The following is a 22,643-nucleotide window of genomic DNA, read 5'->3' as shown; positions in this document are numbered from 1 at the left end:
TCGGACGGGGCCACGGCGGTCCGTCCCTCGCAGGGACGGACCGCCACGGCCTCGAAGGGTCAGCCCTGCGGGCAGCCCGCGACGACGTCCTTCGACGCGTCACGGATCAGCGCCCGCTGGGCGTCGTGGACCCGCTTCACATCGGGCTTGACGACCTTGCGGTCGTAGGTGAGCAGACCGTTGAGCTCACCCTCCACATCGGAGATCTGTGTGTACACGGCGCCGTTGCCGCCCTTGCAGGCAAGCGCGTGCACCTCGTCGAGCTTGGCCAGGTAGTCGTCGGTGTACGTGGCCGGGTCGACCGCGATGTACGACTGCTGCACGGCCCAGGCGTGCCCGGGCACCGCGAGTCCGAGTCCGCCGTACTCACCGCTCATCAGAGCCCGACGGCCGTCCGGCTTCGGCAGCGCGGGGCTCGGGTAGCCGTGCTCGTCGATGATGTCCCCGGTCCCGCCGTCGACGCCCAGGTTGATCCCGGACATGCTGTTGATCAGCCGGGTCGGGTCCCAGGCCTTGGCCTGGTCGGCGATGCGGGCCTCGTCGTACTGGCCCCAGCCCTCGTTGAAGGTCACCCACATGACGATGGACGGGTGACTGGAGTGTTCGTCGATCATCTCCTTCATCTCGTGCTCGTACTCGGCGCGGGCGGCGGCCGACGGGTTGACGGTGTTCATCGCCGGCATGTCCTGCCAGACCATCAGACCCAGCTTGTCCGCCCAGTAGAACCAGCGGTCGGGCTCGACCTTGATGTGCTTGCGGACCGAGTTGAAGCCCATGGCCTTGTGCATCTTCAGGTCGTACGCGAGCGCCTCGTCGGTGGGAGCGGTGTGCAGCCCGTCCGGCCAGAACCCCTGGTCGAGGGTGGCCATCATGAAGACCGGCTTGCCGTTGAGTACGGTGCGCGGGGTGCCGTTCACCTTCTCGACGGCGATGGACCGCATGCCGAAGTAGCTGCCGACCCGGTCGGATCCGACCGTGACCTCGAGCCGGTACAGGTGCGGATCGTCCGCGGACCACAGGTGCGGGTCGGGAACGGGCACCTTCAGGGCCGACCCGGTCCGCCCGGTGACCGCACCCACCTTGCGCCTGCCGTCGTACGCGGTCGCCGTGACCGGCACACCGTCGCGCACCCCGCGCACCTCGACGGCGACGCTCTCACCCGCCACGTCCGGGGTGAGCTTCAGCGAGTCCGCGTGGTCGGCCGCGACCGGCTCCATCCAGACGGTCTGCCAGATACCGGAGGACGGGGTGTACCAGATGCCGCTCGGATCCAGACGCTGCTTGCCCATCGGCGGGTTCTCGCCGTCCTCGGCATCGGTCGGGTCGTAGACGCCGACGATCAGCTCCTGGGTGCGGCCGGGCTTCAGCGCGTTGGTGACGTCGGCGCTGAACTTGTCGTAGCCGCCCTTGTGTTCGGCGACCTTGCGGCCGTTGACGTAGACCTCGGACTGCCAGTCCACGGCGCCGAAGTTCAGCTGGAGGCGCTGCGCGGAGCCGACCTTCCAGTCCTTCGGCACGGTGAAGGTCCGGCGATACCACATGCGGTCCTCGTGCCGTTCGATGCCGGAGAGCTGCGACTCGACCGGGTACGGAACGAGGATCTTCTCGCCGAGCTTCCTGCCGACCGGCGGCCGCTCGCCCGCCTTCGCCGCGGCGAACTCCCAAGAACCGTTGAGGTTTTGCCAGCGGTCGCGGGTGAGCTGCGGACGCGGGTACTCGGGCAGAGCGTTCTGCGGCCCGACCTCATCCGCCCAGGCGGTGCGGAGCTGGTACGTGGAGTGGTTGGGCCCGCTGGACCAGAAGGCTCCGACCTGCTTGCCGTCCTCGGCGGCAAGAGCGCCGTCCCCGTCGTAGCGGATGTCGGCCAGCCCCTTGGCGTCACCGGCCTTGTTCCCGACGACCGGCTCCTTGAGGGCGACGGTCAGACTGCGCGGGTCGGCCGGGTCCGCCTCGACCGCCCCGAGCGGCCACTCGGCCCCGCCGATCACGGCGTCGAGGTGGTTCACCAGACCGGCCGGAAGGGTGCCGAGCTTCTGGGCGAAGTCGAGCTTGAGTGTGCGGCCGTCGGCGAGCACGGTGGCGCCGATGGCCCCGTCGTACGCGAAGTCGTCCGGCAGCCGGAAGGCGGACTGCGGCACGGGCACCTTGGTACCGCCCGGCTCGGTCCACTTGAGATGGAGGTTGGAGCCTCCCTGGTGCTCGAAGAACTCCACCTTGAAGTCGTAGGCCGTCCCGGCGGTCAATTCGACCGGCTCGGAGGTCTGCTCCTTCTCCCAGTCGTCGACCCAGTGGTCGATGACCGGCTTCCCGTCGATCCAGAGACGGAAGCCGTTGTCCCCGATCATGGAGAACGTATGGGCTCCGGATTTCTGCGGGACGATCTTCCCGGTCCACCGGATGCTGGCGTCGTCGGCCTGCCCGGTGGCCGAGGTCAGCCGCGACTCCAGGGTCGGGAAGTCGATGGAGGGGTCGAAGCCGGTGGCCTTGAGCGTCCCGAAGTCGAAGGCCCCCGGGGCGGACTGGGTGTAGTACTCCCCCTTCAGCCCCTGCACTGCGGAGGCATCTGCGGAGTCATGGCCGGCCGCCGAAGCGGCGGGTACGGCAGACAGGCCGGCGGCTCCCACGACGGCTGCCAGGAACAGAGTCAGTCTCTTGTCGATGCGCACGGATCCTCCTTGGTGAGGAAGGGTGGCGGCTCGTTGCAACAGGATGTACAACGTTGGAAGGATGGGCAGTTGGCATGAGAGCATGCCGAACGCGGCACTGTCCAGGTCCATGACAAGCCTCGGTGCGGAGCGGAGGAATACCGGAAGAGCCCACGTCAGAGCCCTGCGAACGGCGGCGCGGACCGGATCGGCACGCCGGCTTTCGGCATGCCCGGAGGTACCGTGACAGAGGGCTGGATCAGACGAGTTGGTAGAGGCTCTTGGCGACCAGCCACAGACCCGCCAGCAGGGAGAGCGTCACGACGGCCTGGTCCTGATGACTTTCCGTCCAGTCCCGCAGCGCGCCCAGCCTCGCCCGGGCCTCCGTGGGCCGGAAGGTCGCGTACAGCAACATCGTCAACAGGCCGGAAGTCGTCAGCAGGCAGAAGACGAAGAGCGCGACGTACGAGCCGACGGAGGACAGGTGGGCCTGCACCACCGTGGCGGCTCCCGCGGCGACAAGGCCCCACGGCTGGAGGACGACACCCAGCCCGGCCGCGGTCCACGGCGAGGCGTTGTCCAGCCGGGACAGCCACTTCGGGGACCGGCGCGGCCGGCTGCCCCGCCTCCGCTTCCGCTCCGCGTAGACCACCATCCCGATGCCCAGGGCCAGTTTGAGCGCCAGGGCCGCCGTGGAGGGGGCGCTGCGAGGGGCCGGCGGCTTGCCGCCGGTCAGCAGGATCACCGCGGCCAGCACGAGGACCAGGCATCCGAGCCAGGCGAGGACGAACGCGAGCCCCTTGCGTACACCACGGGGTGTGGACAGCAACAGGATGAACGCGCTGTTGTGCAGGGGCCCCACGTTGATGGCCAGCCCGATGATGACGAGATCAAGAACCATGCGTGGCCCCGCTCATCCTCGCGGCGCGGGCAGAGCCCCCCGCACCCACGCCCCTCGCGGCGCAGGCACACGACCCCGCACCCATCGCCGCCGCGGCGCGGGCACACGACCCCGCACCCATCGCCGCCGCGGCGCAGGCACACCACCCCGCACCGGTGATCCTCGCAGTGCCGTGCCGCATGCCCGAGCTCCTCGTCCCCGAGATGAATCCGTCCTCCGCCGACTTCGTAGCCCCTCGGCGGCCCGCCCGCCCTCGTACGTGCCGAGCCGCTGACGAGAGAGACCCGAAAGGCTCTGTCGTGCTTCCGCCTCCGCCCCCTCAGCCGGTGCGGCCGGGCGAGCGGCGGGGTGCCTCGTCGAAGACACAGTCGCCGCACAGCCCGGCGCCCGGCACCCGGTAGTAGAGACAGCAGGTGCTCCTGCGGAACGCCGGTCCGTGCGGTGTGCCCGTGCCGCGCAGATCCGGGTGGTCGAACAGTTCGGCGGCCAGGGCGCGGGTGCGCGCGGCGACGTCCGGCCTGCCCTGGGCGCGTGCCCACACGATCAGTTGGCGAACGGCTCCCGCCAGCGCGGATCCGGCGTTGCCCCACAGCAGCCGGAGCGGCACGGGGGTGTCGCGGCGCACCGCCTCGCCGAGCGGGACGAGATGGCCGTACTGGACGACGTCCCGGATCGTGGCGGCCGAGCCCGGCCGCACGGTTCCTCCGTCGAGCCAGAGGTCGTCCGGGGCGGGCAGCCGGGGGTCCCAGCGGATGTCCTCGGCCCACAGGGCGGGGACGGTTCCCGCAAGGACCGCGGGCCCGAGCGCCGTGGACCACAGCCGCGCGGCCAGCCCCAGATGCGCGACGGAGGCGGCGACGCGCCGTTCGGCCGTCCCGAGCCGCGCCGCGACGGTGTCGATACGGCCCGCGAGCGGTGCGTCCTCTCCCGCGTACAACCGCGCCAGCGCCAGATGCCCGCCCTCGGGCACCGGGGCCGTCCGCAACGCGAAGAACCCGCCCGGACCTGCCTCTTCGTTCCCGTCCATCGCGCTGCCGCCCTCCGATCCACCGGCCACCAGGTGTGACACCGCGGGCACCGGCAGTGCCGCGGCTCGCGGTTCACCGTATCCGTGCGGGATGATCGTTCTGACGTCGGCCGCGAGGAGGACTACCGTCGGGAGGAGGACACCGGGACCACTCCCGTACTACCAAAGCAGTAGGCCGAATCGCCGTCTCAGGGACGACGACGCGGCGGCTTTGAAGGGAGATCGTGGTGTACATGAGTTCCCTCGCGCTGTCCGTGCTGCTGTCACTGGTCTCCGCGGTCGCCTACGCGGCCGGGGCGATCGTCCAGGAGCGCGTGGCCACGGCCTCGGACGGCCGCTCACTCGCACCTCTGCGCAACCGGGTCTGGTGGGCCGCGGTCGCGCTGAACGGCGTGGGCGCCGTCCTGCACGTGGTGGCCCTGGCCTACGGCCCGCTCAGCCTCGTGCAGCCGCTGGGCGCCCTGACCATCGTCTTCGCCCTGCCGATGGCCGCCCTCTTCGTACGCCGCAAGGCCGGGGCGACCGCCTGGCGTGGCGCCCTCATGGCGACGGTGGGCCTCGCGGGGCTGCTGGCCCTGACCGGGGGGTCCGACGCGCAGGCCCTCGGCGGGCCCGAGCAACTGATGCTCGCCGTCGTGACGTTCGGCGCGGTGGCCGCGCTGATGCTGGCCGCGAAGGCCATGCGCCGGCCGGTGATACGCAGCGTGGTACTGGCCGGAGCGGCGGGTGTCGCCTTCGGCATCGCATCCGTGTTCACGAAGACCGTGGCCATGCGGTGGACCTCGGGCGAGGTGGGCGCGGGCCTTCCGACGCTGCTCGTGATCGCGGCCCTCGCGGGGGCCGGCCTGCTGCTGTCCCAGGCCGCGTACCGCGGCGCGGGCCTGACGGCACCGCTCGCCACGGTGACGGTGGTGAACCCGGTGGTGGCCGCCGCGGTCGGCATCACGCTGTTCGGTGAGCAGTTCCGGCACGGCACCGCCGGCACGCTGCTCGCCCTCGCCTGCGGGGCCGTGGCGGCCGGCGGGCTGATCATGCTCACCACCGAGCGGATGAGCGCGGAGCGCCGCGAGGGCCGAAGCACGGAGGGCGGCGCGCGTCCGCAACACGTCGAGGACCGGAGGACCGGGAGCGGCCCGCGTCCGCAACACGTCGAGGACCGAGTCGCCGATGCCGGCCCGCGGCCGCAGGACGTTGACCGCGCGGACCGGAGGACGGAGGGCGGCCCTCGGCCGCAGGGCGCTGCCCGCGGCGTGGACCGGGCACCCGGTGGTGCCACCGTCGCCACGCCTCCGCCAGGGACCGTGCCCGTCGGCGCCTCCGGCGAGGACGCGGCGGATTTCGCCGGGCCCGCCGGCTCGCCGGACCCGGCGGGCGCACCGACCGGCCCGGCGGGCACCGTGCCCCCGCCGGGCCGGTCGACGACGCCGACCGTGGTGGCCTTTCCCGAGCCCGTGGCACCGATGCCGCCGGTGGCGGCCGCGGAAACGTTTCCCGCATCGCTGCCCAGGACGGTGCGGAAGCCGCTGGAGCGCCGGGTGGTTCAGGCCGGGTTCGGACCGGACCCGCGGCTGCCGGGCGGCGGGCACAGAGGCGCGTCCTCCACGGAGTCCACCGCATCTGCCGCCGCGGCCGGTGACCGGCCCGGCCTTCAGACCTTGACGCCGCCCGCCCTGAGATAGTTCAGCGGGTCGATGTCGGAGCCGTAGTCGGGGCCCGTCCGGATCTCGAAGTGCAGGTGCGGTCCCGTGACGTTGCCGGTGGAGCCGGAGCGGGCGATGCGCTGTCCGCCGCCCACGTGCTGGCCGGAACGCACCAGGAGCGACGACAGGTGCGCGTACTGGCTGTACTTGCCGTCGCTGTGCCGGATGACTATCTGGTAGCCGTACGCCCCGCCCCAGCCCGCCGAGACGACCGTGCCGGGCCCGACCGCCTTCACCGACGTGCCGGTGGGGACGGGGAAGTCGACGCCCGTGTGGTAGCCGCTGGACCAGGAACCTTCCTGGTGGTACGGGGTACCGGTACGAGCCGCCACCGGAGCGGTGAGCCCGGAGTGCTTCTCCGCCCGCCCGGTCTCGCGTGTCCCTGTCTTGCGGGTCTCGGTCTTGCGGGTCTCCGTCTTCTTGGGTTTCGGCTTCGCCTGCTGCGTCTGCTTCGGCTGGACCACCGGCTTCGGCTTCGCCTGCTGCGCGGGCCCGGCCGCTGCCTTGCGCTCCGGCTGCGCCGTCCTCTTCTGTGCGGTCGCCGCGTTTTCCCTGACGTCCTCGACGTCCTTGGCCCGTGGCCGCGGTGCGGGATCGGCCTTCGGAGCAGCGCTCCTGACCGTCCTCGGGGTTCCCGCCAGGTCGAGGCTCAGACGCTGGCCCGGAAAGATCAGGTCCGGGTCATCGCCGACCACCTTGCGGTTGGCCGAATAGAGCCGCTGCCAGCCACCGTCCAGACGTCGCTCGGCCGCGATCCCGGAGAGCGAGTCCCCGCGTGCCACGGTGTACGAGTCACGCTTGCCCGGCACCGTGGTCGGGGTGGCCTTCTTCGTCCCGGCGCTCTGCGACGCGCCACGGGGTTCGGCCTTCTTCGGCGTCGCGATCCCGGCCGTTCGCTCGGTCTGCGGGCTGATGTCGGGGCCTGCGCCGCCCCGGGTCAGGCCCGCCTTCGCCGAACAGACCGGCCACGCACCCGGACCCTGCCCCTCCAGAACCTTCTCCGCGATGGCGATCTGCTGGTCCCTGGTGGCCAGGTCCGCGCGCGGCGCGAACTCCGTACCGCCGTAGGCCGCCCAGGTCGACCGGGTGAACTGCAGCCCGCCGAAGTACCCGTTGCCCGTGTTGATGTCCCAGTTGCTGGTGGATTCGCACGCGGCGACCTTGTCCCACACGTCACCCGACGCGGCGCCCGCCGACGCCGCGGTGATCAGCGGGAGGGCAATGCCCGCGCCCCCCGCCGTGACCGTGAGCGAGACACGGTTGATGCGGCTCGGCTGGTATCTGCGGTGCCGTCCGTTCGCGGCCATGACTTGGCTCCCCCACAGGCAGTAGGACACGTCGCAAGCGGTCAACTTATGTGCAGACAGCGCGTGATGACAAGAGCACAGCGAGTTCCGGCCACCGTCGGAGGCCGGGCGGCACACGGCCCCCACAGGGCCGTTCCCCATTGACACGGTCGGCGTCGGCCAGCGACGCTGGGCGCGACCGTGCGGGAGAGCGCTCTCCGAACCATCAAGGGGCGCGCTGACTGGAGGAGCATGACCGCCATGAGGGACGAAGAGATCGATCCACTGCTGGACAAGCTCGACCTGGCACAGAAGGTGCGCCTGCTGACCGGTGCGAGCACCTGGCGGACACACGCCGAACCAGCTGTGGGACTGCGTGCCCTCACCTTCTCCGACGGACCTGCCGGAGTACGCGGTGAGACCTGGGACGAGCGCGAGACCTCGCTCGTCCTGCCCTCGCCGACGGCGCTGGCCGCCGCCTGGGACGAGGACCTGCTGACGGATCTCGGTGCGCTGCTCGCCTCGGAGGCGCGGCGCAAGGGCGTGGACGTACTGCTCGCCCCCACCCTGAACCTGCACCGGTCCCCGCTGGGCGGCCGGCACTTCGAGTGCTTCTCCGAGGACCCGCTCCTCACCGGACGGACCGGCGCCGCGCTCATCAAGGGCATCCAGTCCGGCGGGGTCGCCGCCACCGCCAAGCACTTCGTCGCCAACGACGCCGAGACGGACCGGCTGGCCGTCGACATCCGTATGGACGAACAGACGCTCCACGAGCTCTATCTCGCCCCCTTCGAGGCTGCGGTGACCGCCGGCGTACAGGCCGTCATGTCCGCGTACAACAAGGTCGACGGCGTCACCATGTCCGCCTCCCCGCTGCTGGAGCAGCCGCTCAAGGAGGGCTGGCGATTCGCGGGGCCCGTGGTCTCGGACTGGGGCGGTGTGCGCACGCTCCTGGACACCGCACGCTCCGCGCAGGACCTGGCCATGCCGGGGCCGGACGGACCATGGGCGGACGGCCTGCTTGCCGCGCTGGAACAGGGGCTGGTCTCCGTCTCGGCCGTCGACGACAAGGTGAGGCGGCTGCTCAGGCTCGCCGCGCAGGCCGGCGCGCTCGGATCGCCCCGGTCCGTGCGGCGGCCCGTCGTCGCTCCCGGCGCGCAGCGCGCCCTGCTGCGGCGGGCCGTCTCAGCGGGCTCGGTGCTGCTCCGCAACGACGGGGGCCTGCTGCCGCTGGACCGTGCCGGACTGCGCTCGGTCGCGGTCATCGGCCCGCACGCCGCGGGGGTGCGCATTCAGGGCGGGGGCAGCGCGGAGGTGTTCCCCGAGGCGGTGGTGACGCCGCTGGCCGGGATCGAGGAGGCGCTCGGCGGATCGGCCGAGGTGACCTACCACCGGGGCCTGCCGCCGTCCGGCCGCCCCCTCCCGCTCACCCTCGACGGCTCACGCGATCCTCGCACCGGAGAACCGGGCGTCCTCGTCAGGCTGCTGGACACGGACGGCGGCGAACTCCATGCCGAGCACCGGCTGTCCGGCCGGATCGTGGAGCCCTCGCTCGTGGTCGACGGTGCCGCGGCAGTGGAGATACGGGCCCTGGTCCGGCCCGACGTGGGCGGCGCTTGGACCTGGGCGGTGGGGGGCTGGGGGGTGATGTCGCTGTCCGTCGGCGGCGAGGTGGTGCTGTCCGGCACGTTCCCGGTGGACAGCGACGATCCGACCCGGGTCCACGTCGCCCCGCCTCTGCACCGCGCACAGGCCGAACTGGTCGCGGGCGAGGAGGTGGAGGTCGTGGCGCGGCGCTCGCTCGCCCCGGGTTCGGGTGTGGCGACGGTCCTCGCCGCCGCCCCTCCCGCAGCCGACGCGGCCTCCGCCCTCGCCGGGGCCGTGTCCGCGGCGCGCGCCGCGGACGTCGCCGTGGTGGTCGTGGGCACGACCGAGGAGAGCGAGTCGGAGGGCCACGACCGCGACAGTCTGGACCTGCCCGACGGCCAGGACGCTCTCGTACGGGCCGTGGCGCGGGCCAATCCGCGCACGGTGGTCGTCGTCAACGCGGGCGGTCCCGTCGCTCTGCCCTGGCACGCCAGGGTGCCCGCCCTTCTCCTCAGCTGGTTCCCCGGGCAGGAGGCCGGCGGCGGACTCGCCGACGTACTGTTCGGCGGGACCGAGCCGGGCGGCAGGCTGCCGACCACCTGGGGCGCCGCCCAGGACGACGTACCGGTGCTCGGCACCACCCCCGCGCCCGACGGGCGGCTGCACTACGAGGAGGGTCCGCACATCGGCTATGCGGCCTGGCTGCGGTCCGGGGCCGTTCCGGCCTACTGGTTCGGCCACGGGCTGGGGTACACGAGCTGGGAGTACGAGGAACTGACGGCCCCGGCGACCGTGCGGGCCGGGGACGCCTTCGACGTACGCGTCCGGGTCCGCAACACGGGGCGGCGGCGCGGCCGTGAGGTGGTCCAGCTCTATGTGGCCAGGGCCGGCTCCGCGGTCCGGCGGCCGGCCCGGCGCCTGATCGGGTACGCGGCGGTCGGGGCGGAGCCCGGGGAGAGCACGGTCGCCGTGATCCGGGTCGCCGGACGCGCACTGGCACACTGGTCCGCCACGCGGCACGGATGGGAGACGGAGGCGGGCGAATTCGCCCTGCTGGGCGGCCGTTCGGCGGGTGATCTGCCGCTCGGCACGACGCTGACGGCGATCGCGTCACGGCCCCTGGCGGGAACGGACGCGGACGAGGGTCCGGAGCACACTGGAGAGCGCTCTCCGCTGATGCTATAAATGCGCTCATGACGGATGCTCCACGATCGGCCGGTACACCCACCCTTGAGGACGTGGCGAGGGCGGCCGGTGTCTCCCGCGCCACCGTCTCCCGGGTGATCAACGGCGTACGCAATGTCGACCCGGTGATTCAGGAGGCCGTGCGCCGAGCGGTCTCCCTCACCGGCTACGCACCCAACCGCGCGGCGCGCTCCCTGGTGACCCGGCGCACCGACGCGATCGCCCTGGTGGTGTCGGGCGCCGGGGTCGAGCCGCCCGAACCGGCCGACGGCGCTCCGGCCGCGGACACGGCCGATCCGGAGAGCGGGGCGTCCTTCACCGCGCAGGTCTTCGCCGACCCGTTCTTCGGCCGGGTGGTCACCGGCGTGGTCAACTACCTCCGGCCGCGCGGCATGCACCCGGTCCTGATGTTCGCCGAGACGTCGCGGGCCCGCGAGGACGTGGTCTCGTTCCTGCGCCAGGGCAGCGCCGACGGTGCCCTGGTCGTCTCGACGCACGCGGAGGACCCGCTGCCCGGCATGCTCGCGGACGCGGGGCTGCCCGCGGTGCTGTACGCGCGGCCCGCGCGGCCGGTACGGATCAGTTATGTCGACCTCGCCCACCAGGACGGTGCGCGGCTGGCCGCCGAACACCTGCTGGCCCGCGGCCGCAGCCGCCTCGCGACCATCACGGGTCCGCTCGACGTGCCGGCCGGGCAGGAGCGGCTGGCCGGTTTCCGCGACACGATGGCACAGCGCGGGCATCCGTACATCCCGATCGCGGAAGGCCAGTTCACCCAGGAGAGCGGCGAGGCCGCGATGGAGCGGCTGCTGGCCGAACACCCGGATCTGGACGGGGTGTTCGCGGCCAACGACCTGATGGCGACGGGTGCCTGCCATGTACTGAGGGAACAGGGGCGGCGGGTGCCCGAGGACGTCGCGGTGATCGGTTTCGACGACAGCAGCGCGGCATCCGCCTGCCGGCCGCCGCTGACCACAATCCGCCAGCCGGTCGAGGCCATGGCCGCCGAGATGGCCCGCCTGCTGATCGACCAGTTGTCGGGCCCGGACCGGACGGCGTCGTCCGTGATCTTCGAACCCGCCCTGGTGGTACGCGACTCGGCGTAGACAGATACCGGTCCGGCGGCCGTCGCCCGCTGTCCTGGAGGGTGTTGCGAGGCCGGGCCGCAGCGGAAATGATCAGGTGGATGCCGCGCTACTTGATCGGGGTCCATGGTGAGTCTGACCGACCGGATACTGCCGCTGGTGGGCGTCGCTCTCGGCGCGCTCATGTCGTTCCTGGTGAGCAGTCTGAACGAGCGGGCGAGGTGGCGCAGACAGCAGGCGGTGCGGTGGGACGAGCATCGCCTCAACGCCTACGCGGAGTACGCCCACGCCGTGAAGGAGCTGGCGGCCCGCTACCACATGATCGCCGCGGCCCGGGGGCTGGTGTCGGGGCCGATGAAGCTCGACCCGACTCCCGAAGTGCTGACGGAACTCGGCGAGCTGGAGTCCCGCCGCTCTGCCCTCTCCGAGACGCTCGGGCTCCTCGGCGACACCGAGGCGAACACGGCGTCCAAGACGCTGGACCACTGCCTGTGGCGACTGGAGACCCTGGCCCGGGGCGTCCCGACGGAGGTCGAACAGAACTGGGACCAGGCGTTCCAGGAGTTCCGCAGTGCGCGCAGCCGCTACGTGGAACTCGCCCGGGCGAGCCTCGGCGTGCCGGGAGCCGTCGCTCGGGACGTGACCTGGCCGGCCGCGTGGCGCCCCACGTCCCGGTCATCGTCCTCGCCGTGAGGCAAACGCCGCTCCTCGCCCCCTCCCCCGGCCCGAGGCCTCACCCCGTCGCGTCCGACACCGTCCGTGCGCGCCCTCTCTCCCGTACCGCGTCCACGGCCGTCCGGAACCCCGGCGCCGCCGGACCGTTCCGGGGCTCGGGGGACGGGCGGCTGCCGCCCCGGGCCAGGAAGTCGGACAGCGGGAGTGTCGCGGCGCCCACCGTCACGGCGTCGGGGCCGAGGCGGCCCAGTTCGATCGTGGTGCGGGCCGCGGCGTGGCGGAGCGCGTACTCCTGCGCGTAGCGGCGGATGTCGGGCAGCAGATGGGGCCCGATCAGCAGGCCCGCCCACCCGCCGAGCAGGATGCGCTCGGGCAGGAAGAGGTTGATGAGGTCTCCCAGGGCCGCCCCCAGGCATGCGGCCGTCTCGTCGAGCAGGGAGACGGCCAGGGGGTCGGGTTCGGCGCCCGAACCGGGGTAGGCGGCGGCGAGCAGCGCGGCGAGCGCGGTCTCGTCGTCGGCGTCGGCGGGCAGGGGGCCGCCCGCCTCGTGCCAGCGCTCGCGCATCGCCTCGGCGCCCGCGTACGCCTCCAGGCAGCCGATCGAGCCGCAGCGGCAGCGGCGGCCGCGCAACTGCACGGTGGTGTGGCCCCATTCGAGGGCCATGCTGCCGCGGTCCTCGTCGAGCAGGTCACCGTGGTTGACGCAGGCACCGACTCCGGAGCCGATGAGCGCGACGGCCGAGACCCCGGCCCCGCGTCCGCCGCCGAACCACATCTCGGCCTGGCCGAGGGTCTTGGCCCCGTTGTCGATGAAGAACGGCACCTCGGGCGGGATCCGGACGGCGTCGCGGAGCATCCGTTCGAAGGGGACGGCGCTCCAGTCGATGGTCTGACCGTGGACGACGGCCCCCACGTCACCGACCGCGCCGTCCGGCGCGTGGCGTTCGATGATGCCGGGGACGCCGATGCCGATGCCGAGCAGCCGGCCCGGATCGGCGCCGGCGTCGCGCAGTACGTCGGCGACCCCGCTGCGGACGTGTCCGACGATGCGGTCGACGTCGTAGCCGTGCTGGGCCAGCAGCCTTTCGGTGCGGGCGAGTTCGGTGAGGGCGAGGTCGAGGAGCTCGACCCTGATCCGCGTCTCCCCGATGTCGATGCCGATGAGGAGGCCGCCGCCGGGGGCGACGCGCAGCAGCGTGCGGGGACGGCCGCCGTCGGAGTCGACGACGCCGGCCTCCTCCAGGAGGCCCTCGGCGGAGAGTTCCGCGACGACGTTGCTGATGGAACCTGAACTCAGCCCCGTCGCGGGGCCGAGCTCCTGGCGGCTCAGCGGGCCGTCGAAATACAACCGTTGCAATACCCTCGCCCGGTTGCCCCGTCGCAGGTCACGCACGGTCCGTCTGTTGCGCTCAGCCATGTGGCTCCTTCCCTTCCGGCAACATACCGCGACCGCAGGACTTGACGCGACATTCTCTCACCTCTTAAATCACGTCATAAATTAAGTCCTGAAGGCCGTTCGGTTCCCGAACGCGGACTTCCTCCCCGGAAAGGGGCCATCCCGCATGCGCACCATCAGAGCCGCAGCAGCAGCCACCCTCGCGATCTCCATCGCCGCCGGAGTCACCGGCTGCGGAGGCGGCACGTCGTCGAGCGGCGGCAGCAACGATTCGCCCAAGACCCTCACGTACTGGGCCTCCAACCAGGGCCCCAGCATCGAGGCCGACAAGAAGATCCTGACCCCCGAGCTGAAGAAGTTCGAGGAGCAGACCGGCATCAAGGTCAAGCTGGAGGTCGTCCCCTGGGCCGACCTGCTCAACCGGATCCTCGCGGCCACCACGTCCGGTCAGGGCCCGGACGTCCTGAACATCGGCAACACCTGGTCGGCCTCGCTCCAGGCGACGGGAGCGCTGCTGCCCTGGGACAAGGCGAACTTCGACGCGATCGGCGGCCGGGACCGCTTCGTCGACTCGGCGGTCGCCTCGGCCGGCGCGGAGGGCAAGGACCCCGCCGCCGTCCCGCTGTACTCCCTCGCGTACGCCCTCTACTACAACAAGAAGAGCTTCGCCGAGGCGGGCATAGACAAGCCCCCGGCCACCTGGGACGAGCTGGTCGAGGACGGCAAGAAGCTCTCCAAGAACGGCAAGTGGGGCCTGGGCGCGGAGGGCTCCAACCTCTCCAACAACATCCACCAGACCTTCGTCCTCGCCCAGCAGCACGGCGCGGACTTCTTCGACGCCGCCGGAAAGCCGACGTTCACCTCCGACGGTGCCGTCGCGGCCGTGAAGCAGTACATCGACTTCATGGCCAAGGACAAGATCGTCGCGCCGGGCAACGCCGAGTACGCCCAGAACCAGTCCCTGACGGACTTCGCCAAGGGCAAGACCGCGATGGTGCTGTGGCAGGCGGCCGCCTCGACGTTCGCCTCCCAGGGCATGAAGCCCGAGGACTGGGGCGCGGCTCCCGTGCCCGTCGCATCCGGCGCCCCCGGCCAGGGCAAGAACATCAACTCCATGGTCGCCGGCATCAACATGGCGGTGTTCAAGAACACCAAGAACATCGACGGCGCCAAGAAGTTCGTGAAGTTCATGACGAGCGACGCCGAGCAGAAGCTGCTCAACAAGACGTACGGATCCATCCCGCCGGTCAAGGCCGCCCAGGCCGACGCCGCGTTCTCGGCGCCCGACCTCGCCGTCCTGCGCGACACGCTGGCCAAGAGCGCGGCCCCGCTGCCGCAGGTGCCCAACGAGTCGCAGTTCGAGACGGCCGTCGGCACCGCGGTCAAGGAGCTGTGGGCCGATGCCGCAGCCGGACGCCCCGTGACCACCGAATCCGTCAAGGCGCGCCTCGAAAAGGCCCAGCAGACGATGCAGCAGTAAGGCACCTTCCATGACCGCCACCGTGACCACCGACAGCCGTACCGAGAAGTCGGACAGGGTGACGAGCCGGGGCACCGGGGGTGCGCGCAGGAGACTGCCGCGCATCCCCGACCGGATCCGCCAGGGCGGACTGCCCTATCTCCTGCTCCTGCCGGCCGTCCTGCTCGAACTTCTCATCCATGTGATCCCGATGATCATCGGGATCGTGATGAGCTTCCGCCAGCTCACTCAGTTCTTCATCGGCAACTGGGGCGCAGCGCCCTGGACCGGCCTCGACAACTACAGCATCGCCGTCGACTTCAACGCCCCGATCGGCGAGGCGCTGCTCCACTCGTTCTTCGTCACCTGCGTCTTCACGTTCTTCGCCGTCGGCCTTGCCTGGCTGTTCGGTGTCACGGCGGCGATCATGCTCCAGGAGAACTTCCGCGGCCGTGGCTTCCTGCGGGCCGTCTTCCTCGTCCCGTACGCCCTGCCGGTCTACGCGGCCGTCATCACCTGGGCGTTCATGTTCCAGCGTGACAACGGGCTGGTCAACCACGTGCTCCACGACCAGCTCGGGCTGACCGACCAGCCGTCCTTCTGGCTGATCGGTGACAACAGCATCTACGCACTGATCGTCGTCTCGGTCTGGAAGGGCTGGCCGTTCGCCTTCCTCATCGTGATGGCGGGGCTGCAGAACATCCCGCGCGAGCTGTACGAAGCCTCCGCGATCGACGGCGCCGGTATCTGGCAGCAGATCCGCAAGATCACCCTGCCGTCGCTGCGCCCGGTCAACCAGGTCCTGGTGCTCGTCCTGTTCCTCTGGACGTTCAACGACTTCAACACCCCGTACGTGCTCTTCGGCAAGGCAGCCCCGGAGAACGCGGACCTCATCTCGATCCACATCTACCAGTCGTCGTTCGTCACCTGGAACTTCGGCACCGGATCCGCGATGTCCGTGCTCCTGCTGCTGTTCCTGCTGGTCGTGACGGCCGTCTACCTGCTCATCACCTCACGCGGAAGGAAGGGTGCAGATGCCTAGCCATGCCCAGCCGGCCGCACTGACGAGAACGGCCCGGTCACGATCGCGCTCCCGGTCCCCGATGGCCGCGCCGCGGTCCTTCCTCTGGACCCGCCGCATCATCCTGGCCTTCCTCACGGCCTTCGTCCTGCTGCCCGTGTACGTGATGATCAGCAGCTCCCTCAAGCCGCTCCAGGACGTCTCGGGGAAGTTCCACTGGATCCCGTCCGGGCTGACCGTCCAGCCGTACCTCGACATCTGGGACACCGTCCCGCTCGCCCGGTACTTCGTCAACTCACTGGTGGTGGCGGGCTCGGCGACGGTCCTGTCGGTGATCATCGCGGTGTTCTCCGCGTACGCCGTCAGCCGCTACAAGTTCCGCGGCAAGCGGGTCTTCACCGTCACGGTGCTCTCCACCCAGATGTTCCCCGGCATCCTCTTCCTGCTCCCGCTGTTCCTCATCTTCGTCAACATCGGGAACAGCACCGGCATCGCGCTGTACGGCTCGCGCGGCGGACTGATCCTCACGTATCTGACGTTCTCGCTGCCGTTCTCCATCTGGATGCTCATCGGCTACTTCGACTCGATTCCCAGGGACCTGGACGAGGCCGCCCTCGTCGACGGCTGCGGACCGCTCGGCGCCCTGTTCCGGGTCGTCGTGCCGGCCGCGGTGCCCGGCATCGTCGCCGTCGCCGTGTACGCGTTCATGACGGCCTGGGGCGAGGTCCTCTTCGCCTCCGTCATGACCAACGACACCACCCGCACGCTCGCCGTCGGCCTCCAGGGCTACGCGACGCAGAACGACGTCTACTGGAACCAGGTCATGGCGGCCTCGCTCGTCGTCAGCGTGCCGATCGTCGGCGGGTTCCTGCTCCTCCAGCGCTACCTCGTCGCCGGCCTCACGGCGGGAGCCGTCAAGTGACCACTTCGGAAAGGAAGTCCGTGAACGACCTCAGCGCCCTCCCGGCCGACTTCACGTGGGGCGTCGCCACCGCCGCGTACCAGATCGAGGGAGCCGTGGCCGAGGACGGCCGCGCGCCCTCGATCTGGGACACCTTCTCCCACACCCCGGGCAAGGTGGCCGGTGGCGACACCGGGGACGTGGCCTGCGACCACTACCACCGCGTGCCCGAGGACATCGCCCTGATCAAGGAGGTGGGGGCGGGCGCGTACCGCTTCTCGCTCGCCTGGCCCCGGATCGTCCCGGGCGGCGACGGTCCCGTCAACGAAGCCGGACTCGACTTCTACGACCGGCTGGTGGACGGTCTCCTGGACGCCGGGATCACGCCGTTCGCCACGCTCTACCACTGGGACCTGCCGCAGGCGCTCCAGGACCGGGGCGGCTGGACGGTCCGCGAGACCGCGGAGCACTTCGCCGCGTACACCTCGGTCGTCGTGGACCGCCTCGGGGACCGGGTCAAGGACTGGGCGACGCTCAACGAGCCCCTCTGCTCGGCCTGGATCGGACATCTCGAAGGCACCATGGCACCGGGTCTGACCGACCTGACCGCGGCCGTCCGGGCCTCGTACCATCTGCACCTGGGCCACGGCCTCGCGGTGCAGGCGATCCGGTCCGCGTCCCCGGACGCCCGCGTCGGCATCGTCAACAACCTCAGCCCGGTGGAGGCCGCCACCGACCGCGAGGCCGACCGGGCCGCCGCGGTGCGCGGCGACGGCCACATCAACCGCTGGTGGCTCGACCCGATCCTGGGGCGCGGCTACCCACAGGACATGGTCGACCTGTACGGCGTCGAACTCCCGGTCCAGGAGGGCGACATGGAGCTCATCTCGGCGCCGCTCGACTGGATGGGCGTGAACTACTACTTCCGCCAGGTCGTCACCGCCGACGCGACGGGCCCCGTCCCGCACGCCAAGCAGGTCTACCTGCCCGGTGCCCGCCACACCCACATGGACTGGGAGGTCCACGCGCAGGGCCTGGAGCAGCTCCTGCTGCGCCTGACCGAGGAGTACGGCGTCCAGCGCCTCTACGTCACCGAGAACGGCGCGGCGTACCAGGACGTCGTCCTCGCCGACGGTTCGGTGCACGACCCGGAGCGGACCCAGTACCTGGAGGAGCACCTCGCCGCCTGCGCCCGCGCCGTCCGCAAGGGCGCGCCGCTCGCCGGTTACTTCGCCTGGTCCCTGCTGGACAACTTCGAGTGGGCGTACGGCTACGACAAGCGGTTCGGTCTGGTCCACGTCGATTACGCGACGCAGCGCCGCACCGTCAAGAGCAGCGGCCGGAGGTACGCCGAGCTGGCCCGCGAGACGGCGGCGGGCCGCACGCGCAAGGCCGCCTGACCTCCCCGCGGAAGCGCAGGAGCCACCCCAGCAGCCTCCGGCCGCGACGGATGACCGTCGCCGCCGGAGGTTCCGCGTTTCACGGCACTCGCCGTCCGGCTCCCGGTGCGCGGCCGGGCGCTTCCCGGTTCGCGCTTCCTGGTGCGCGGCTCGCGGTTCGTTCCACCAAGAGTTCGAAAAGTTCGATTCCGGCCGCCCGATCCCCGGCGAGGAACCCGGTCCACGTGATTGGTTTCTCTGTACAACTACAGCCGCGGAGCGAGTTGAGGGGGCGCATCGTGCGTACGAAGGGCGTGAACGGCGGTGCGGCGGCGTGGCGGACGCGCGCCGTCGCGGTGGCATGCTGCCTGTCCGTGTCAGGTGTGGGCGCGTGTTCGTCGGGGCCCGGGCACAGCACCCGGGCGCACATCCAGGTGGACCGGCCGGAATCCCTGGCGGACGACGCGCTCCGGGTCCGGGTCTCGGGCCTGCACCCGCACGAGGAGGTCACCCTCACCGCAGGCGCAGCGGACTATCAGGGTGCTCCGTGGACAGGCCGGGCCGTCGTCACCGCGGACGGCGACGGAACGGTGGACCTCAACCATGCACGCTCCCGTTCAGGCACCTACCGCGGCGTCGACGGCATGGGGCTGTTCTGGTCCATGACGCCCCGGCGGAAGGGCGCGGGCAAGGACACGTTCCGCTTCAAGGCTCCGGAACAGCAGCCGGCGTACAAGGTGACGCTCGCCGTGAGGGCGGGCGGCAAGCAGATAGCGACGCGTTCGCTGACGCGCAGGTGGATGAGCGAGGGCACGACCTACCAGGCCCTGCGCGGAGAGAGGAACGGCCTGTACGGAGCCCTCTACCTCCCGCCGCCCCACGCGCCACGACGGACGCCGGTCCTGAGCATCGGCGGCTCGGAGGGCGGAACCAGCAACCGCCTCGCCGCCGCGGTGCTCGCCTCCCACGGACACCCCGTCCTCGCCCTGTGCTACTTCGGCTGCCCGGGGCGTCCGGAGAACCTGGAGAACATCAGGACGGAGTACTTCGCCACGGCCGCCCGGTTCCTGGACCGGCAGTACGGCACGAGGAATCGCAGACCTGCCGTGATCGGGGTCTCCCGCGGGACGGAGGCGGCCCAGCTTCTCGCGCAGACCCACCCCGGTCTCGTCAGCGATCTCGTCCTCTACGCCCCGTCCCGGAACACCACGCCGGGCTACCCCCATGGCATCGCATGGACCCGGGACGACAAGCCGCTCGACCTCACACCCATTCCCCTCGACCACGTGAACGGCAGCGTTCTGGCGATCGCGGGTGACGACGACCGGCTCTGGCAGTCGGCCGACGCCGCCCGCGGCATCGGGGACGAGCCGTCGCGACCGGGCCGGCGGCGCGAGTCCCTGGTCTACAAGAACGCGGGCCACGCAGTCGGCTGGTACCCCTACAGCCCCACGGCCCGGTACGCCATGAACGCGCTGTCGAACAGGTACATGGATCTCGGAGGGACAGCGGCCGGGAACGCCCACGCGCAGACCGACGGCTGGCCCCGCGTGCTGAAACTCCTCGGAGGGTGAGGCGGCATCGTGCGGCATTCGACCGCCTTACGAAGGCGGCGCGTTCACGTCCCCGGCAGTCACGCCCCGCGCGCGGCGCCGCCCGTCGCCGACGGCCAGTTCGCCAGCAGGAAGTGCAGCGCCTCGACGGCACGCTCCCACGACGTCTGCACGGCACGAGGCGCACCGAATCCGCCGTCCGCCTCAAGGGCGGTGAACCCGTGGAACGTGCTGCGCAGCAGCCGTACCGCGTCCGTGAGATCGGGTTCGGTCAGACCGTAGGCGCGCAGCATCGAGGAGGTGGTCGCGATGGTCCTGTGGTACGCGGGCGCCGCGGCGGCGACGGCGGGATCGACGCGCATCCGGGTCGCCTCGTACCGGCCCGGGCACTCCAGCGCGAAGGCCCGGTAGGCGTCGGCGAAGGCGATCAGGGCGTCCCGCCCGGCCCGGCCGGCCACGGCTGCCTCGATCCGGTCGATGAACTCCCCCGCGGCCAGCAGCGCCACCCGGGTACGCAGGTCCTGGAGGTTCTTGACGTGGGAGTACAGGCTGGCGTCCTTGACGCCGAAGCCGCGGGCCAGCGCGGAAATGGTGATCTTGTCGAATCCGATCGAGTCGGCCAGGTCGGCAGCCGCCGCCACGACCCGATCGGTCGTGAGCCCCGCGCGAACCATCCCCACCCCCGTCGGCGCACTGCCTGACCCCCTCGGCTTTCTTCGGAATATACACAGGCGGACACCCGGCCGGGAAAGCCGGCGGCCCGCGGTGGCCACGGATTGCCGTGAGCACCGCGGGCTGTTGCACCGCGCTGACAGCGGGGAGTGGGACAGCGCGGGCAGTTTTCGAGGAGAGCGTTTTCCCGACGGCCGCGTTACATCCCGCGAGCGTTCGGAGAGCGCTCTCCGAACGCCCTGTCAGTGTTGCTCCGCCACTCAGGAGGTGTCAAGAGTTGACGAACAATGGCAGCCGAGCCGCCGGTCGGTGCTCGCACGAGGAACACGGTCGTCGGCCGGAGGGCCTGCGGCCTCACGGCTGACGGGCACGGCGCCACCGAGGCATCGGTGCCGTGGTTGCGGCACATGTCCGCCAGGTCCCGCCCTCCGCGTGGACCGGGTCCGGCGCGAGAGGGCCAGGTGCCGTCCGGTCGCTGAACAGGCCGTCCACCCGTCCCGTATCCATACTGGACATCGCAGCCTCCCGGCACCGCCCCGGCTTCCCGGCCTGCGGACGGCCCCGGCCTCCCGACAGATTGCAGGAGCAGACAGATGAGCGGCACTGCCCAGATCGGCGTCACCGGGCTCGCGGTGATGGGCCGGAACCTGGCCCGCAACTTCGCCCGGAACGGCTACACGGTCGCCGTGCACAACCGCACGACGGCGAAGACGGACGCCCTGGTCGAGGAGTTCGGCGACGAAGGGGCCTTCGTCGCCGCGCGCACACCCGAGGAGTTCGTCGCGGCCCTGGAACGGCCGCGCCGTCTGGTCGTCATGGTGAAGGCGGGCGAGCCGACGGACGCGGTCATCCAGGAGTTCGCCCCGCTGCTGGACGAGGGCGATGTCATCATCGACGGCGGCAACGCCCACTTCGAGGACACCCGGCGCCGCGAGAAGGAGCTGCGCGGACGCGGCGTCCACTTCGTCGGCGCCGGCATCTCGGGCGGGGAGGAGGGTGCGCTGAACGGCCCCAGCATCATGCCGGGCGGTTCCGCGGAGTCGTACGACTCGCTCGGCCCCATGCTCGAGAAGATCTCCGCCAAGGCCGACGACGACGCTCCCTGCGTCACCCACGTCGGCCCCGATGGCGCAGGCCACTACGTCAAGATGGTGCATAACGGGATCGAATATGCCGACATGCAGCTTATCGGCGAGGCATACCAGCTGCTGCGGGACGTCGGGGGGTACTCCCCCGGCGAGATCGCGGAGATCTTCCGGACTTGGAACACCGGGCGGCTGGACTCCTACCTCATCGAGATCACCGCGGAGGTTCTCGCACACACGGACGCGGCGACGGGTGAGCCGTTCGTGGACGTCGTCCTGGACCAGGCCGAGCAGAAGGGCACGGGGCGCTGGACCGTGCAGATCGCTCTCGATCTCGGGGTGCCGGTGTCCGGAATCGCCGAGGCGGTGTTCGCCCGTGCCGTCTCCGGCCACACGGACCTGCGGGAGGCCTCGCGGCACCTCGCGGGGCCCAGCGCGCGGACGTTGCCCAAGGACAAGGCGGCGGCCTTCGCCGACCAGGTCGAGCAAGCCCTGTACGCCTCGAAGATCGTGTCCTACACCCAGGGCTTCCACCTGATCGCCGCCGGCAGCGACCAGTACGACTGGGACGTCGACCTCGGCAAGGTCGCCGCGATCTGGCGGGGCGGCTGCATCATCCGCGCGGCGTTCCTCGACCGCATCACCAGCGCCTACGAGGCGCAGCCCCAACTACCGAGCCTCCTCTCCGACAAGAGCTTCGCCGAAGAGATCGCCGCCGCACAGGACGACTGGCGCACCGTGATCGCCACCGCCGTCACCCAGGGCACGCCCACCCCCGCCTTCGCCGCCACCCTCGCCTACTACGACTCCCTGCGCGCCGAGCGCCTCCCGGCAGCGCTCACGCAGGGCCAACGCGACTACTTCGGCGCACACACCTACCACCGCACCGACCGCGAGGGCACCTTCCACACCCTCTGGGGCGACGACAAGAGCGAACTCGAGAACTGACCGACCACCCGCGAATGCCGACGCCGGGGCGGAATCGCCTCAGTGATGATCGGCGCGAGGCTGAGGAGATCGGAGGAGATGGACGGGCCACGCTCTCGTCCGTCGCACCCCGGCGCACAAGGAAGCAAGGACGCAAGG

General features: G+C 71.1%; 15 protein-coding genes and 1 pseudogene. 10 read left to right on the top strand and 6 right to left on the bottom strand.

The genetic code is table 11. The annotated features are described in order from the left end of the window. Positions 1 to 59: 59 nt before the first annotated feature. The 3 genes from ACIQMX_RS27625 to ACIQMX_RS27615 all read right to left on the bottom strand — a co-directional run bounded on the left by ACIQMX_RS27625 (position 60) and on the right by ACIQMX_RS27615 (position 4,573). Positions 60 to 2,666 (bottom strand): PA14 domain-containing protein, encoded by a 2,607-nt coding sequence (locus tag ACIQMX_RS27625; RefSeq protein WP_402482005.1) that lies wholly within the window; start codon positions 2,664 to 2,666, stop codon positions 60 to 62. A 238-nt stretch (positions 2,667 to 2,904) separates the two neighbouring features. After that, entirely contained in the window at positions 2,905 to 3,546 is a 642-nt protein-coding gene (locus tag ACIQMX_RS27620; RefSeq protein ID WP_363077825.1) for a GAP family protein, read from the bottom strand. A 319-nt stretch (positions 3,547 to 3,865) separates the two neighbouring features. After that, the gene (locus ACIQMX_RS27615; RefSeq protein WP_402482002.1) at positions 3,866 to 4,573 is read right to left on the bottom strand and encodes a (2Fe-2S)-binding protein; all 708 of its coding nucleotides are present in this window, start codon (positions 4,571 to 4,573) and stop codon (positions 3,866 to 3,868) included. Positions 4,574 to 4,806: 233 nt separating this feature from the next. Here ACIQMX_RS27615 and ACIQMX_RS27610 point away from each other — a divergent pair. Then, positions 4,807 to 5,640 (top strand): annotated as a pseudogene (locus tag ACIQMX_RS27610) (DMT family transporter); the annotation flags it as partial. Between the two features lie 581 nt (positions 5,641 to 6,221). Here the strand turns inward: ACIQMX_RS27610 and ACIQMX_RS27605 are convergent. Beyond that, the gene (locus tag ACIQMX_RS27605) at positions 6,222 to 7,580 is read right to left on the bottom strand and encodes a transglycosylase family protein (protein WP_402481999.1); all 1,359 of its coding nucleotides are present in this window, start codon (positions 7,578 to 7,580) and stop codon (positions 6,222 to 6,224) included. A 231-nt stretch (positions 7,581 to 7,811) separates the two neighbouring features. Here ACIQMX_RS27605 and ACIQMX_RS27600 point away from each other — a divergent pair, with 231 nt between their 5' ends. From ACIQMX_RS27600 to ACIQMX_RS27590, 3 genes are all read left to right on the top strand, one after another. Beyond that, positions 7,812 to 10,331, top strand: coding sequence for a beta-glucosidase (locus ACIQMX_RS27600; RefSeq protein WP_402481996.1), 2,520 nt, complete (start codon positions 7,812 to 7,814; stop codon positions 10,329 to 10,331). 8 nt (positions 10,332 to 10,339) lie between these two features. Continuing rightward, on the top strand, positions 10,340 to 11,437 hold the full coding sequence (locus tag ACIQMX_RS27595) for a LacI family DNA-binding transcriptional regulator (RefSeq protein ID WP_363077815.1): 1,098 nt from the start codon (positions 10,340 to 10,342) through the stop codon (positions 11,435 to 11,437). Between the two features lie 105 nt (positions 11,438 to 11,542). Beyond that, positions 11,543 to 12,109 (top strand): hypothetical protein, encoded by a 567-nt coding sequence (locus ACIQMX_RS27590; protein ID WP_363077813.1) that lies wholly within the window; start codon positions 11,543 to 11,545, stop codon positions 12,107 to 12,109. 40 nt (positions 12,110 to 12,149) lie between these two features. On the opposite strand, the gene ACIQMX_RS27585 is transcribed toward ACIQMX_RS27590, so the two are convergent. Then, entirely contained in the window at positions 12,150 to 13,508 is a 1,359-nt protein-coding gene (locus ACIQMX_RS27585) for an ROK family transcriptional regulator (RefSeq protein ID WP_363077811.1), read from the bottom strand. A gap of 145 nt (positions 13,509 to 13,653) precedes the next feature. On the opposite strand from ACIQMX_RS27585, the gene ACIQMX_RS27580 reads away from it, so the two are divergent. The 5 genes from ACIQMX_RS27580 to ACIQMX_RS27560 all read left to right on the top strand — a co-directional run bounded on the left by ACIQMX_RS27580 (position 13,654) and on the right by ACIQMX_RS27560 (position 19,821). After that, a complete protein-coding gene (locus ACIQMX_RS27580; RefSeq protein WP_363077809.1) occupies positions 13,654 to 14,967 on the top strand; it encodes a sugar ABC transporter substrate-binding protein in 1,314 nt (437 codons plus the stop codon). A gap of 10 nt (positions 14,968 to 14,977) precedes the next feature. Beyond that, the gene (locus ACIQMX_RS27575; RefSeq protein ID WP_363077807.1) at positions 14,978 to 15,988 is read left to right on the top strand and encodes a sugar ABC transporter permease; all 1,011 of its coding nucleotides are present in this window, start codon (positions 14,978 to 14,980) and stop codon (positions 15,986 to 15,988) included. After that, the gene (locus ACIQMX_RS27570) at positions 15,981 to 16,889 is read left to right on the top strand and encodes a carbohydrate ABC transporter permease (RefSeq protein ID WP_363077805.1); all 909 of its coding nucleotides are present in this window, start codon (positions 15,981 to 15,983) and stop codon (positions 16,887 to 16,889) included. The genes ACIQMX_RS27575 and ACIQMX_RS27570 overlap by 8 nt, the downstream gene beginning before the upstream one ends. A 20-nt stretch (positions 16,890 to 16,909) precedes the next feature. Continuing rightward, on the top strand, positions 16,910 to 18,268 hold the full coding sequence (locus ACIQMX_RS27565) for a GH1 family beta-glucosidase (RefSeq protein ID WP_402481991.1): 1,359 nt from the start codon (positions 16,910 to 16,912) through the stop codon (positions 18,266 to 18,268). A gap of 278 nt (positions 18,269 to 18,546) precedes the next feature. Further along, complete coding sequence (locus ACIQMX_RS27560; protein ID WP_402481988.1) at positions 18,547 to 19,821, top strand: acyl-CoA thioesterase/bile acid-CoA:amino acid N-acyltransferase family protein; 1,275 nt, start codon at positions 18,547 to 18,549, stop codon at positions 19,819 to 19,821. 59 nt (positions 19,822 to 19,880) lie between these two features. On the opposite strand, the gene ACIQMX_RS27555 is transcribed toward ACIQMX_RS27560, so the two are convergent. Beyond that, positions 19,881 to 20,474 carry a TetR-like C-terminal domain-containing protein gene (locus ACIQMX_RS27555; RefSeq protein ID WP_402481986.1) on the bottom strand — a complete coding sequence of 198 codons (594 nt, stop codon included), beginning with the start codon at positions 20,472 to 20,474 and terminating at the stop codon, positions 19,881 to 19,883. Between the two features lie 591 nt (positions 20,475 to 21,065). Here ACIQMX_RS27555 and gndA point away from each other — a divergent pair. Then, positions 21,066 to 22,505, top strand: a complete 1,440-nt coding sequence (gndA, locus tag ACIQMX_RS27550) for an NADP-dependent phosphogluconate dehydrogenase (protein ID WP_402481983.1) — start codon at positions 21,066 to 21,068, stop codon at positions 22,503 to 22,505. Positions 22,506 to 22,643: the final 138 nt, after the last annotated feature.

The organism is Streptomyces sp. NPDC091416 (genome assembly GCF_044756845.1).
GTDB lineage: Bacteria > Actinomycetota > Actinomycetes > Streptomycetales > Streptomycetaceae > Streptomyces.
The sequence above is the reverse complement of the archived record's forward strand: the minus strand, read 5'-3'. Positions and strand labels throughout refer to the sequence as shown.

What these genes read in the sequence shown, in the direction of transcription:
- ACIQMX_RS27555 (WP_402481986.1), bottom strand. Translation starts at nt 20,474, where the DNA reads ATGGTTCGCGCGGGGCTCACGACCGATCGGGTCGTGGCGGCGGCTGCC.
- ACIQMX_RS27595 (WP_363077815.1), top strand. Translation starts at nt 10,340, where the DNA reads ATGACGGATGCTCCACGATCGGCCGGTACACCCACCCTTGAGGACGTG.
- ACIQMX_RS27615 (WP_402482002.1), bottom strand. Translation starts at nt 4,573, where the DNA reads ATGGACGGGAACGAAGAGGCAGGTCCGGGCGGGTTCTTCGCGTTGCGG.
- ACIQMX_RS27620 (WP_363077825.1), bottom strand. Translation starts at nt 3,546, where the DNA reads ATGGTTCTTGATCTCGTCATCATCGGGCTGGCCATCAACGTGGGGCCC.
- gndA (WP_402481983.1), top strand. Translation starts at nt 21,066, where the DNA reads ATGAGCGGCACTGCCCAGATCGGCGTCACCGGGCTCGCGGTGATGGGC.
- ACIQMX_RS27580 (WP_363077809.1), top strand. Translation starts at nt 13,654, where the DNA reads ATGCGCACCATCAGAGCCGCAGCAGCAGCCACCCTCGCGATCTCCATC.
- ACIQMX_RS27590 (WP_363077813.1), top strand. Translation starts at nt 11,543, where the DNA reads ATGGTGAGTCTGACCGACCGGATACTGCCGCTGGTGGGCGTCGCTCTC.
- ACIQMX_RS27600 (WP_402481996.1), top strand. Translation starts at nt 7,812, where the DNA reads ATGACCGCCATGAGGGACGAAGAGATCGATCCACTGCTGGACAAGCTC.
- ACIQMX_RS27585 (WP_363077811.1), bottom strand. Translation starts at nt 13,508, where the DNA reads ATGGCTGAGCGCAACAGACGGACCGTGCGTGACCTGCGACGGGGCAAC.
- ACIQMX_RS27575 (WP_363077807.1), top strand. Translation starts at nt 14,978, where the DNA reads ATGACCGCCACCGTGACCACCGACAGCCGTACCGAGAAGTCGGACAGG.
- ACIQMX_RS27570 (WP_363077805.1), top strand. Translation starts at nt 15,981, where the DNA reads ATGCCTAGCCATGCCCAGCCGGCCGCACTGACGAGAACGGCCCGGTCA.
- ACIQMX_RS27605 (WP_402481999.1), bottom strand. Translation starts at nt 7,580, where the DNA reads ATGGCCGCGAACGGACGGCACCGCAGATACCAGCCGAGCCGCATCAAC.